The following is a 12,246-nucleotide window of genomic DNA, read 5'->3' as shown; positions in this document are numbered from 1 at the left end:
GGACCGGCGTCAGCGGGTCTCGCGGTGGACCGTGTGCTTCTTGTCCCGCGGGCAGTACTTCTTCAGCTCGAGCCGGTCGGGGTCGTTCCGCCGGTTCTTGCGGGTGATGTAGTTGCGGCTCTTGCACTCCTGGCAGGCCAGGGTGATCTTCGGACGGACGTCGGTGGCTGCCACGGGGCACTCCTCGCCTTGTGCGGACCGGCCCGGAGGCCGGGGACCGTGGCGGCGGGTGCCGACACGGCGACGGACCCCGGGGTACGGGGTCCGTCTGGGGTAGCGGTGACCGGATTTGAACCGGTGACACAGCGATTATGAGCCGCTTGCTCTGCCAGGCTGAGCTACACCGCCGGGAAGACCGCGCGGCCCGGTCTCGCGACAGGACCGGTGGGTCGGAGCCCCTTTACGGAATCGAACCGTAGACCTTCTCCTTACCATGGAGACGCTCTGCCGACTGAGCTAAAGGGGCGTGCTCACTGAGCCGGAGGGAACTCTACCCCACCGTCTCCGGCGGTCTCGCACCCCCTCCGGGGTGTGCCAGACGACTGTAACAGTCAGGCGCGGACGAACAGCCGGCGGTGCTGGGCGCCGGGCGCGGCGGACCGGACACCGGTGCGCGCGAGCAGCCACTTCTCCAGCATCTCGTCGGCCAGCGGCCGGCTGACCAGGAAGCCCTGGAGCTTGTCGCAGCCCATCTCGGTGAGCAGCTTGCGGGTCAGCTCGTCCTCGACGCCCTCGGCCACCACGCGCAGGCCAAGGTTGTGCGCGAGCTCGATGATCGAGCGGGCGATGAACGACTCGCCCTGGCTGGTGGACATCCCCAGCACGAAGGACTTGTCGATCTTCACCTCGTCGATCGGGAGCTGCCGCAGCTGCGACAGGGACGAGTAGCCGGTCCCGAAGTCGTCCATCGACAGCCGCAGGCCCAGGGCGTGCAGGTCGGTGAGGACGGTGCCCGAGCGGACCGAGTCGTCGACGACGCTGCCCTCGGTCAGCTCGAGGATGAGCAGCTCCCCCGGGACGCCGTGGCGGCGCAGCGCGCGCTGCACCCGCTCGACCAGGTCCGGCTCGGCCAGGCAGCGCGCGGAGAGGTTCACCGCGACCGACAGCGCGATGTCCTGGTCCAGCCACCGCCGGCAGCGGGCCAGCGCGAGGTCCAGCACGTGGTCGGTGAGCGGGCCGATGCGGCCGATCTGCTCGGCGAGGTGGATGAAGTCGTCCGGCGGGATCGCGCCGAACCGCGGGTGCGCCCAGCGCACGAGGGTCTCCACCGAGACGATGTCGGAGGTCCGGGCGTCGATGATCGGCTGGAAGACGACGCTGATCTGCCCGTCGGCCATGGCCTGCTCGAGCTCGGTGCCCAGCTGCAGGCGGCGCAGGCTCTGCTGGTCCAGCACCTGGTGGTAGCTGGCGACGCCGCCGCTCTCGGAGGCGGCCGCCAGCAGCGCGACGTCGGCCCGCTGCATGAGCGTGCCGGAGTCCGTGCCGTGGACCGGCGCGGCCGCCACGCCGATGGTCAGCGTGACCTCCAGGTCCAGGCCGGCGACCCGCGCCCGGGTGGAGGTGGCCTCGCGCAGCCGCCGGGCGGCCCGCTCGGTCGCCGGCAGGGACAGCCCCGGCAGGAGGACGGCGAACTGCTCGCCCTCCATCCGCGCGACGAGCGCGGCCGGCGGGGCGTGCTCGCGCAGCAGGCCGGCGGTGACCAGCAGCAGCTCGTCGGCCGCGGCGTGGCCGAGGGTGTCGACGATCTCGGTGTGGTTGTCCAGCGCGGCGAGCACCAGCCCGGCCCGCGCACCGACCGGGTCGGCGCCGAGCATCTGGTCGATCTCGGCGGCCAGCCGCTGCCGGTTGGGCAGCCCGGTCAGCCGGTCGTGGTCGGCGTCGTAGCGGATCTGGGTGAGCAGCTGCTGCTGGCGGATCGCCGCGTTGACGTGGGTCAGCATCGAGTCCAGCGCGGAGCGGTCGCTGCCGGAGAAGGAGACGACGTCGCTGCGCCGGTCGCACACCTCGAGGTAGCCGGGCTCGCCGGCCGCGGTCGCCACGGGGGCGCCGAGGACCTCCTGGGCGCCGCGGCGGGTCAGGGCGGCGGACTCGGCCGGCGTCGCGCGGCCGGCGGTCACCAGGACCGGCTCGGTGGACCCGGGCGTCAGCACCCGCTGGCGCAGGACGTCCTCGGGGTCGGCCGGCCCGTCGTACCAGGTGACGCCGCCGTCGCCGGCCACGACCAGCCGCGGCGGCTCGTCGAGGTAGGGCGGCAGCCACAGCGCGACCTTGTCCGCGTTGAGCAGCTCCTTGACCGCGACCGCGATCTCGAGCGGCCCGTCCTCGTCGGGCGACACGGACTCGATCCGCCGGGCGAAGTCGTAGATCTGCTCCAGCCCCTGCCCCGCCCGGGAGACCTGGGCGAACCGCCGGAACAGCAGGATGACGGCCACCGCCGCGGGGGCGATGAGGAAGGCCGCCCAGCCGGTCCGGGCGTTGAGGAGGGCGGCCACCAGCCCGACGGAGACGGCGAAGGGAGCGACGACCCCGATCGGGAGCAACAGCTCCTTCCACAGCCGCCACGTGGGGTTGCCACCGCTGAGTCGGATGGCCGCCACGACGAGGGGAGCGCCCACGAGGTCGGCGACCAGGACGGCGACCAGGAGGCTCACCCAGCTGAGCGGGTCCTCCAGCGCCCCGAACGGCAGCACCTGCAGCACGGTGACGGCCGCAGCCACCTCGATGACGGCGACCGCGAGGTTGTAGACCATCTTCGCCCAGGCGTAGCGCTGGTAGGCCATGCTCGCGCCGAGCCCGACCACCCGGGCCACCGCTGCCCAGACGCCGCCGAACTCGACGAGCGCGATCGTCAGGGCGAGCTCGCTCACCGACCACGCCACCGTCTGGCGCCGGAACTCCACGTGCAGGGAGACCATGTCGGTGGCGAAGAAGGCCGCCACGACGACGAGGAAGGGCGCCAGCCGGAACTCGGCCGGCGCGGCGGGGAAGACCAGCAGGCCGGCGACCGTCGCGAGGACGACGCCGGCGGCGGCGATCACACCCAGGGGCAGCAGCGCGCCGACACGACGGGGCGTGGCACGCGCGCGACTCGCCAAGGTCATCCGGATCTGTGAGGAGGGAAGAGGCGGCGCCGAGGCTAACAGCGCAGGCCGCCCCCCAGAACCGATCCGACCCCAAGGAGGGAGGGCGGACGCCCCACCCGTGACCCCGTCCCGATCGGGACGGGGTCAGCCGCGGATCAGGCCCACTTGGCTCCGCGAGCCCACTTCGCACCCCGGGCCCACTTGGCGCCCCGCGCCCACTTGGCCCCGCGAGCCCACTTCGCACCACGCTCGTTCATGACGCCTCCTCAGGCATGGAAAAGACAGCTGGCAGTTGCGGCTGTCACCCAGGCGCGGGGGCAGAGCGTCGTTCGAGTACGGACCGCGCCCGGAACCATCGTTGCCCTCACTCGGGCGAGGCAAGCACGGAGCATCACGAACGGGTGACGGGCCGTAGTGTCACTACGGACAGTGGTTGTTGATCAGCAACTCGTCACCGGCACGGGTGACAGGTGGTGCCCGTGTGATCGACCGGGTCCGTGGACGGCGGTCCGCCGGAGCCGCGCCGCACCTACGCTGCCGCCGTGCGGGGAGGCGGGAGGCCGGTCGGCGGCGAGGAGGAGCGCGGCTCCGCGATGCCGTTCGTCCTCGTCTGCTGGCTGGTGGCCGCCTTCATGGCGCTGGGTGCGGTCGCCGCGTCCGACGCCTTCCTCGAGCACCAGGACGTGCAGGCGGTGTGCGACGGCGCGGCACTGGCCGCCGCCAACCGGACCGACGAGGGGCGGGTCTACGCCACGGGCGTGGGCACGGCGCTGCCCCTGACCGGCGAGACGGCGCGGGCCGCCGTCGCCGACCACCTGGCCGACGGCGGGACCGCCCTGGACGCCTGGTCGGCGGAGACCGACGGCACCGAGGTCACGGTCCGCTGCACGCGGTCGGTGCAGATCGCCTTCGGCTGGCTGTTCCTGGGCGGACGGCCGCTGGAGGTCACCGCGGTGGCCGGCGCGCAGGCGCCGACGCTGCCCTGAGCCGGGGACGCGGGCCCGGAACGCGGGAGCGGCCCCCGACCTGCCGGTCGGGGGCCGCTCTGCGAGGGGTGGCGGGTGAAGGATTCGAACCTTCGTAGGCTAAGCCGACGGATTTACAGTCCGCTCCCATTGGCCACTCGGGCAACCCGCCGTGGACCCACGGGGAGAGCGTACAAGACGGGCCGGCGACGGCCCGACGAGGTCCCGTCGCGGGTCCTCCGCGCGGGGTGAGGAGCAGACATGGCCGACTCGTCCTTCGACGTCGTGAGCAAGGTCGACCACCAGGAGATCGACAACGCCATCAACCAGGCGGGCAAGGAGCTCGCCCAGCGCTTCGACTTCCGCGGGACCAACGCGAGCATCGCCTGGGCCGGGGAGAACGGCGTCCTCCTCCAGGCCGACACCGAGGAGCGGGTCAACGCCGCCCTCGACGTGTTCAAGGACAAGCTCGTCAAGCGCGGCATCTCGCTCAAGGCCCTCGACGCCGACGAGCCGCAGTCCTCGGGCAAGGCCTACAAGCTGTCGGCGCGGATCAAGCAGGGCATCGAGTCCGACGTCGCGAAGAAGATCGCGAAGATCATCCGCGACGAGGGCCCCAAGGGCGTCCAGGCCCAGATCCAGGGCGACCAGCTCCGCGTCAGCGGCAAGAAGCGGGACGACCTGCAGGAGGTGCAGCGCCTGCTGCGCGCGCAGGACCTCGACGTCGCCCTCCAGTTCGACAACTACCGCTGACCGGCCGACCCGCGGACCGCGACCGCCCCGATCGGGCGGTCGCGGTCCGCGGGCGCACGAACACCCCGGAGGGGCCGGTTACCGTGGACGCGATGGTCCTCCACGGGAGCCGGCGGACCGGTGGGGAGCCCGGGGACGGTGCAGTGCGCCGCGACGGCTCCGCCGCCGCCGGCCACGACGCACACGACGCGGGCTCCCTGCCGCCCGCGGGCTCACGGCACGACGCGCTCGTCTACGACACGGCCGACGACGTCGCCGCCGCGGCCGCGCCGTGGTTGCTCGAGGGCCTGGAGGCCGGGGACGCGGCCGTGATCGCGACCGGGCCGGGGACCGCCGGTCCGCTGTGGGAGGCCGTCGGCCGGGACCCGCGGGTGGTCGTCGTCGAGCGGCACCGGCTCTACCGGTCCCGCACCCCCACGGCGATCACGGCCTTCCGCCGGTTCGCCGAGCAGCACGCCGCGTCCGGCCGGCTGGTCCGGTGCGTGGGCGAGGTCGACTTCGGCGCCACCCCTGCCGACTGGCGGGAGTGGCAGGCCTACGAGTCGGTCATCAACGACGCGTTCGCCCCGCTCCCGCTGTGGGGGCTGTGCGTGTTCAGCTCCGCCCTCCCCGACCCGCTGCTGACCTCCGCGCTGCACACCCACCCCGGGGTCGTCACCCCCGACGGCCGGGCGGCCAACCCCGACTACGTCGACCCGGCCGCCTACCTGCGGGCCCTGCCGGTGCCCGACGAGCCGCTGGAGGCCACGGCCCCGGCGCTGGCCGACGACGACATCACCGACTACGCCGGGCTGCGGCACGCCGTCCGCGCCCACCTGGACTCCGTCGACGGGCCGGCCGACGTGCTCGAGGACTTCCTCATGGCGGTCGACGAGATGACCTCCAACGCGGTCCGGCACGGCTCCCCGCCCGCCGGGCTGCGGCTGTGGACGGCGCCCGGGCGGCTGGTGGCCACGGTCCGCGACTCCGGCCGCGGCCTGGACGACCCGTTCGCCGGCTACGGGCCCGCGCACGGGGAGGACCTGTCCCACGGCGGGATGGGCCTGTGGCTGGCCCGCCAGCTGTGCGACCACGTGGCGATCCGCCGCGACGACGCCGGCACCAGCGTCCGCCTGTCGACGTCCTGGACCTGACGCCGGGTCAGCCGCGGCCGGACTCCCCCGCCATCCGCTCCAGCCGGGCGATCCGCTGGGCCATCGGCGGGTGGGTGGAGAACAGCGCCGCCAGGCCCGCGGCGCGGACAGGTGCCGCGATCATGAGGTGGCTCTGCGCGACCAGCCGGTCGTCGGCGGGCAGCGGCCGGGCCGAGGCGCCGGCGGAGATGCGGCGCAGGGCGCTGGCCAGGGCCAGCGGGTCACCGCTGAGGCGGGCGCCGTCGGCGTCGGCCTCGTACTCGCGGCCGCGGGTGACCGCCAGCCGCACCAGCCCGGCGGCCAGCGGGCCGAGCAGCACCAGCAGCAGGGTCCCGAGGACGCCGCCGTCGCGGTCGTCGTCGGAGCGGCCGCCGAACAGCGTGGCGAACGTGGCCAGGTGCGCCAGGTAGGTGACGACGCTGGCCAGGGCTCCGGCGACGCAGCCGACCAGCACGTCGCGGTTGCGGACGTGCGAGAGCTCGTGGGCGAGCACCGCCCGCAGTTCCCGGCGGTCGAGCAGCTCGAGGATGCCCTGGGTGCAGCAGACGGCGGCCCGCCGCGGCGTGCGCCCGGTGGCGAAGGCGTTGGGCTGGTCGGTGGGGCTCACGTAGAGGCGCGGCATCGGCTGGCGGGCCTGGGTGGCCAGCTCCCGCACCATCGCGTACAGGCCCGGCGCCTGCGTCTCGGTGACCGGGAAGGCCCGCATCGCGCGCAGGGCCAGCCGGTCGGAGGACCACCAGGCCCAGCCGTTCACCCCGAGCGCGACGACGAGCGCCACGAGCAGACCGCCCCGCCCGCCCACCAGCGCCCCGGCGGCGAGGGCGAGACCGGCCACCAGGCCCAGGAGGAGCGCGGTCCGCACCCCGTTGTCCCATCGCCGCACGCCCCGGTGAACGGAACGGCCGCGACCGCCGTTCCCGGCCCCGGGTTGCGACCCCCGTCACGGACGGGAGTGGAGCGGAACACCCGTCCGTCGGGGAGGGTTGGTGTCGAGAGCGCCGCCCGCGACGGCGGGTCCCGTGAGCCGCTTCACAGGACCGGCGCGCGAACCCGGCCCGTAACCTGAGCCGTCGGAGGTAACCCTGATGACCGTCACCGGATCGCCCCTCACGCCCGGCAGCTCGGCCCCCGGCGGGCTCGTCAAGAGCGTCGTCGAACTCGACCGCGTCGTCATCCGGCTGGCCGGGGACTCCGGCGACGGCATGCAGCTGACGGGCAACCGGTTCACCAGCGAGACGGCGTCCTTCGGCAACGACCTGTCGACGCTGCCCAACTTCCCCGCCGAGATCCGCGCGCCGACGGGGACCCTGCCCGGCGTCAGCTCCTTCCAGCTGCACTTCGCCGACCACGACATCATGACGCCGGGCGACGCCCCGGACGTGCTGGTCGCCATGAACCCCGCGGCGCTCAAGGCCAACCTCTCCGACCTGCCCGGCGGCGGGCTGGTGATCGCCGACAGCGACGAGTTCACCCCGCGCAACCTGGCGAAGGTCGGCTACGCGACCAACCCCCTCGAGGACGGCTCGCTCGACGGCTGGCAGGTCGTCGCCGTGCCGCTGACCTCGATGACCCTCGAGGCGCTCAAGGACTCCGGGCTCGGCAAGAAGGAGGCCGAGCGGAGCAAGAACATGTTCACCCTCGGCCTGCTGAGCTGGATGTACCACCGGCCCACCGAGGGCACCGTGCGCTTCCTCGAGCGGCAGTTCCGCCGCAAGCCGGAGATCGCCGCGGCGAACATCGCGGCCTTCCGCGCCGGCTACAACTACGGCGAGACGACCGAGGCCTTCGCCGTCTCCTACGAGATCAAGCCGGCCCCCATGGCGCCGGGCCGCTACCGCAACATCTCCGGCAACCAGGCGCTGGCCCTCGGGCTGGTCGCCGCCGGCCAGCGGTCGGGCCTGCCGGTGTTCCTCGGCGCCTACCCGATCACCCCGGCGTCGGACATCCTCCACGAGCTGTCCCGGCACAAGGCGTTCGGCGTGCGCACCTTCCAGGCCGAGGACGAGATCGCCGGCATCGGCGCGGCGCTGGGCGCCTCGTTCGGTGGCGCGCTGGGCATCACGACGACGTCGGGCCCCGGCGTCTCGCTGAAGTCCGAGACCATCGGCCTGGCCGTCATGACCGAGCTGCCGCTGGTGATCGTGGACGTGCAGCGCGGCGGGCCCTCGACCGGCCTGCCCACCAAGACCGAGCAGTCGGACCTGCTGCAGGCGATGTTCGGCCGCAACGGCGAGGCGCCGCTGCCGGTGATCGCGCCGCGCTCCCCGGCCGACTGCTTCGACGCCGCGCTCGAGGCGTCGCGGATCGCGCTGAAGTACCGGACGCCGGTCATGCTGCTGTCCGACGGCTACCTGGCCAACGGCGCCGAGCCGTGGGCGATCCCGGCGGCCGACGAGCTGCCCGACCTGCGGGTGGAGTTCGCCACCGAGCCCAACGGCGCCACCGCCGACGGGACGCCGGAGTTCCTGCCCTACCTGCGCGACCCCGAGACCCTGGCCCGGCCGTGGGCGATCCCGGGCACCGCGGGCATGCAGCACCGCATCGGCGGGCTGGAGAAGGCCGACAGGACCGGCAACATCTCCTACGACCCGGCCAACCACGACCTCATGACCCGACTGCGGCAGGCCAAGGTCGACGGCATCGCCGCCGACATCCCGCCCACCGACGTCGACGACCCCGACGGCGACGCGCGGGTCGCCGTCATCGGCTGGGGCTCCACCTACGGACCGATCGGCGCCGCCTGCCGGCGGATCCGGCGCTCGGGCCGCAAGGTCGCCCAGATCCACCTGCGGCACGTCAGCCCGATGCCGGCCGACCTCGGCGAGGTGCTGAGCCGGTACGACCGGGTCGTCTGCCCCGAGATGAACATGGGGCAGCTCGCACTGCTGCTCCGCGCGAAGTACCTCGTCGACGTCCAGAGCCACACCCAGGTGCGCGGGCTGCCCTTCCGGGCCGCCGAGCTGGCCGGGGTCGTCCAGGACGTCATCGACTCCACCACTCCGACGGCCAGCACCGGAGGCCAGCAGTGACCACCTCCCCGCACGTCCACGACCTCGGCATGCCGGGCACCCCGATCGACGCGCGCATCCAGCAGGCGATCGCCGACTCCGTGACCACCCAGGGCGAGAAGCAGACCGCCCTCAAGGCCAAGGACATGAAGACCGACCAGGAGGTGCGCTGGTGCCCGGGGTGCGGTGACTACGTCATCCTCAACGCGGTCCAGAGCTTCCTGCCCTCGCTCGGCATCGCCCGCGAGGACATGGTCATCGTCTCGGGCATCGGCTGCTCGTCGCGGTTCCCGTACTACATGAACACCTACGGGATGCACTCGATCCACGGCCGCGCCCCGGCCATCGCCACCGGCCTGGCCGCCTCGCGGCCGGACCTGTCGGTGTGGGTCGTGACCGGTGACGGCGACGCGCTGTCGATCGGCGGCAACCACCTGATCCACGCGCTGCGCCGCAACGTGAACATGACGATCCTGCTGTTCAACAACCGGATCTACGGGCTGACCAAGGGTCAGTACTCCCCCACGTCCGAGGTCGGCAAGGTCACCAAGTCCACCCCGATGGGCTCGCTGGACCACCCGTTCAACCCGGTCTCGCTGGCCATCGGCGCCGACGCCACGTTCGTCGGGCGGGCGATGGACTCCGACCGCAAGGGCCTCACCGAGGTGCTGCGGCAGGCGGCCGAGCACGAGGGCACCGCGCTGGTGGAGATCTACCAGAACTGCAACATCTTCAACGACGGCGCCTTCGACCTGCTCAAGGACCCGGCCACCGGCCCGATGTGGACGATCCCGCTGGTCCACGGCGAGCCGCTGGTGTTCGGCCCGGACGGCGCCTCGTGCGTGGTCCGCGACGAGTTCGGGGGCCTGCGGATCGCCGAGACCAACCAGGTCGACGCGAGCGAGATCGTCGTCCACGACGCGACCCGCCAGGACCCCTCCTACGCGTTCGCGCTGTCGCGGCTGTCCAGCCAGGACCTGCGGTACACGCCGATGGGCGTCTTCCGGTCGGTGCGCAAGCCCACCTACGACCGGATGATGCTCGACCAGCTCGAGGAGGCCCGCACCGGTGGCGGCGGCGACCTCGACGCGCTGCTGGCCGGCAACGACACCTGGACCGTGTCCGCGTAGTCGTCAGCTCCCGACCGGCCCGTCCTCCTCGCGGAGGGCGGGCCGGTCGTGTCCTCCGACGACCTCGGCCAGCGCGGGGAGCGCCCGGGTGAGCCCGGCGCGGGACGGGGCGGCGAAGCCCAGGACCAGGCCGGCGGCCGGGCCGTGCGGCCCCGGTCCGGTCAGGTGCCGGGCCAGCCCGTCGACGGCGAGCCCGCGGACGGCCGCGGCGGCGACCACCGCCTCCTCGGCCGCACGATCCGGGAGCGGGACGAACACGTGCGCGCCCGCCGGGTCCCCGGTGACGGCCACGCCTCCGGCGGCCAGCTCCCGCAGCACGAGGGCCCGCCGCTCGGACAGCTCCCGGCGCAGCCGCCGCAGGTGCCGGGCCAGGTCGCCCGAGGACGCCAGCGCCGCGAGCACCCGCTGGCCGGCGCGGGCGGGCCGGGTGCCGGTCGCCGTCCGGGCGGCCACGAGCTCCGCCCGCAGGGCCGGCGGCGCCACCAGCCAGCCGGTGCCCAGGGTCGGGCTGACGATCTTGCTGCTGGTGCCGAGGTGCACCACGACGTCGGGGGCCAGGGCGGCCAGCAGCGGCAGCGGGGCGACGTCGTAGCGCAGCTCGCCGTCGTAGTCGTCCTCCAGCACCCACCAGCCCTCGGCCCGCGCGCGGGCGACCAGCGCCACGCGGCGGCCCGCCGACATCCGCCGGCCCAGGGGCCACTGGTGGGCCGGCGTGCAGTAGACCGCGGCCAGCCCGTCCGGGACGGCGTCGACGACCAGGCCGTCGCCGTCGACCGGGCAGGGCACCACCTCGACGCCGGCCGCGCGCAGCGCCCCGGCCGCCCGCTGGTAGCCGGGGTCCTCCACGCCGACCCGGCTGCCCGGCGGCAGCAGCCGGGCGACCTCGGTGACGGCGGCGGAGGTCCCCCCGGTGGCGAGCACGTCGGCGGGGTCCACCGGCAGGCCGCGGTGCCGCAGCAGGTGCCCGGTGACCGCGGCCTGGAAGGCGGGATCGGCCGCGGGCTCGGGCGCGGCGTCGGGGGGCTCGTCCCCGGCGGCCCGCCAGGCCCGGCGCCAGGCGGCGCGGTCGAGCACCTCCAGGCACGGCGACCCGGCCCGGAGGTCGACCGCCGCGGGGGGCGTGTGGGCCGGGCCGGGCCGGGGCGGCGGCGCCGGCCGTCCGGCGGGGGCGGCGCCGACGACGAAGGTCCCCGCGCCCTGCCGCCCGGCGGCCCAGCCCTCGGCGACGAGCTGGTCGTAGGCGGCGGCGGTCACGGTGCGGCTGACCCGCAGCGCCGCGGCCAGCTCGCGGGTGGACGGCAGCCGGTCGCCGGGGCGCAGCACGCCGCCGGCGGCCGCGGTGCGCAGGGCGTCGGCGAGCTGCACCGCGAGCGGGCGGCCGGCGCTGCGGTCGAGGACGACCGGGGGCATGTCCACGGGTGACCTCCGCTCCGATTGGCCTGGTCGACCGGCAGCCTACTGGCCCTTCCGGCAGGCCACTCCGCCACGCAGGCTGGAGCCGTGACCACTTCGACGCCCCTGTCCCCGACCCCGCGCAGCACCCTCCGGCGGCTGTCCGACCGCGCCCGTACCGACCGCGCCGACCTCTACGCCGTCCTCGACGCCGGCCTGGTCGGGCACCTCGGCGTCGTCCTCGGCGACGCCCCGGTCGTGCTGCCGACCGGCTACGGGCGCGACGGCGACACGCTGTACCTGCACGGGTCCACGGGAGCGGCGACGCTGCGGGCGGCCGCGGCGGGGGCGCCGGCCTGCTTCACGGTCACCCACCTCGACGGGATCGTGTACGCACGCTCGGCCATGCACCACTCGATGAACTACCGCTGCGCCGTCGTGCACGGGACCGCCCGGCCGGTCACCGACCCCGAGGAGCGGCTGCGCGCCTTCGCGGTGCTGACCGAGCACCTGGCGCCCGGGTCGTGGACGGCCACCCGGCAGCCGTCCCGGAAGGAGGCCGCGGCGACGGCGGTGCTCGCGCTGGACCTGACCGAGGCCAGCGTCAAGGTCCGCACCGGGCCGCCGGTCGACGACGAGGAGGACCTGGGCCTGCCGGTGTGGGCCGGCGTGCTGCCGCTGCGCACCGTCGTCGGGGAGCCCGAGCCCTGCCCGCTGCTGCCCGACGGGACCCCGGTACCCGAGCGCGTCCTCCGCCGGCGGGTCTGACGCCGTGACACCGT

At 74.4% G+C, this 12,246-nt stretch carries 10 protein-coding genes and 3 tRNA genes; 6 read left to right on the top strand and 7 right to left on the bottom strand.

Annotated elements, in window-relative coordinates; all coding sequences use genetic code 11:
- Positions 1–9: 9 nt before the first annotated feature.
- The 4 genes from rpmG to ACI8AK_RS00545 form a co-directional block, all read right to left on the bottom strand.
- On the bottom strand, positions 10–174 hold the full coding sequence (rpmG, locus tag ACI8AK_RS00560; RefSeq protein ID WP_387987806.1) for a 50S ribosomal protein L33: 165 nt from the start codon (positions 172–174) through the stop codon (positions 10–12).
- Positions 175–274: 100 nt separating this feature from the next.
- Positions 275–348 (bottom strand) — tRNA-Met (locus ACI8AK_RS00555).
- Between the two features lie 45 nt (positions 349–393).
- Positions 394–466 (bottom strand) — tRNA-Thr (locus ACI8AK_RS00550).
- Positions 467–551: 85 nt separating this feature from the next.
- Positions 552–3,101: a putative bifunctional diguanylate cyclase/phosphodiesterase gene (locus ACI8AK_RS00545; protein WP_456954850.1), complete on the bottom strand. Its 2,550-nt coding sequence runs from the start codon at positions 3,099–3,101 to the stop codon at positions 552–554.
- A gap of 524 nt (positions 3,102–3,625) precedes the next feature.
- Between ACI8AK_RS00545 and ACI8AK_RS00540 the strand changes: the two genes are divergently transcribed.
- On the top strand, positions 3,626–4,069 hold the full coding sequence (locus ACI8AK_RS00540; RefSeq protein WP_456954849.1) for a pilus assembly protein TadG-related protein: 444 nt from the start codon (positions 3,626–3,628) through the stop codon (positions 4,067–4,069).
- Positions 4,070–4,138: 69 nt separating this feature from the next.
- On the opposite strand, the gene ACI8AK_RS00535 is transcribed toward ACI8AK_RS00540, so the two are convergent.
- A tRNA-Tyr gene (locus ACI8AK_RS00535) sits at positions 4,139–4,220 on the bottom strand.
- A gap of 89 nt (positions 4,221–4,309) precedes the next feature.
- Here ACI8AK_RS00535 and ACI8AK_RS00530 point away from each other — a divergent pair.
- Complete coding sequence (locus ACI8AK_RS00530; RefSeq protein WP_387987812.1) at positions 4,310–4,801, top strand: YajQ family cyclic di-GMP-binding protein; 492 nt, start codon at positions 4,310–4,312, stop codon at positions 4,799–4,801.
- Positions 4,802–4,893: 92 nt separating this feature from the next.
- Complete coding sequence (locus ACI8AK_RS00525; protein ID WP_387987814.1) at positions 4,894–5,934, top strand: anti-sigma factor RsbA family regulatory protein; 1,041 nt, start codon at positions 4,894–4,896, stop codon at positions 5,932–5,934.
- Positions 5,935–5,941: 7 nt separating this feature from the next.
- Here ACI8AK_RS00525 and htpX read toward each other — a convergent pair whose 3' ends face one another.
- Positions 5,942–6,817, bottom strand: a complete 876-nt coding sequence (htpX, locus tag ACI8AK_RS00520) for a zinc metalloprotease HtpX (RefSeq protein ID WP_456954848.1) — start codon at positions 6,815–6,817, stop codon at positions 5,942–5,944.
- A 202-nt stretch (positions 6,818–7,019) separates the two neighbouring features.
- On the opposite strand from htpX, the gene ACI8AK_RS00515 reads away from it, so the two are divergent.
- Positions 7,020–8,963 carry a 2-oxoacid:acceptor oxidoreductase subunit alpha gene (locus tag ACI8AK_RS00515; protein ID WP_387987818.1) on the top strand — a complete coding sequence of 648 codons (1,944 nt, stop codon included), beginning with the start codon at positions 7,020–7,022 and terminating at the stop codon, positions 8,961–8,963.
- Complete coding sequence (locus ACI8AK_RS00510) at positions 8,960–10,072, top strand: 2-oxoacid:ferredoxin oxidoreductase subunit beta (protein WP_456954847.1); 1,113 nt, start codon at positions 8,960–8,962, stop codon at positions 10,070–10,072. The genes ACI8AK_RS00515 and ACI8AK_RS00510 overlap by 4 nt, the downstream gene beginning before the upstream one ends.
- 3 nt (positions 10,073–10,075) lie before the next feature.
- Here ACI8AK_RS00510 and pdxR read toward each other — a convergent pair whose 3' ends face one another.
- Entirely contained in the window at positions 10,076–11,482 is a 1,407-nt protein-coding gene (gene pdxR / locus ACI8AK_RS00505) for a MocR-like pyridoxine biosynthesis transcription factor PdxR (RefSeq protein WP_456954950.1), read from the bottom strand.
- Between the two features lie 90 nt (positions 11,483–11,572).
- Here pdxR and ACI8AK_RS00500 point away from each other — a divergent pair, with 90 nt between their 5' ends.
- Positions 11,573–12,232 (top strand): pyridoxamine 5'-phosphate oxidase family protein, encoded by a 660-nt coding sequence (locus tag ACI8AK_RS00500; RefSeq protein ID WP_456954846.1) that lies wholly within the window; start codon positions 11,573–11,575, stop codon positions 12,230–12,232.
- The last annotated feature ends 14 nt before the right edge of the window (positions 12,233–12,246 follow it).

This window comes from Geodermatophilus sp. SYSU D00867 (assembly GCF_054050315.1).
This window is presented reverse-complemented; position numbering and strand designations above follow the sequence as displayed.

Coding starts and splice junctions, on each gene's coding strand:
- pdxR (WP_456954950.1), bottom strand. CDS start 11,482: ATGCCCCCGGTCGTCCTCGACCGCAGCGCCGGCCGCCCGCTCGCGGTG.
- ACI8AK_RS00530 (WP_387987812.1), top strand. CDS start 4,310: ATGGCCGACTCGTCCTTCGACGTCGTGAGCAAGGTCGACCACCAGGAG.
- ACI8AK_RS00525 (WP_387987814.1), top strand. CDS start 4,894: ATGGTCCTCCACGGGAGCCGGCGGACCGGTGGGGAGCCCGGGGACGGT.
- ACI8AK_RS00515 (WP_387987818.1), top strand. CDS start 7,020: ATGACCGTCACCGGATCGCCCCTCACGCCCGGCAGCTCGGCCCCCGGC.
- ACI8AK_RS00545 (WP_456954850.1), bottom strand. CDS start 3,101: ATGACCTTGGCGAGTCGCGCGCGTGCCACGCCCCGTCGTGTCGGCGCG.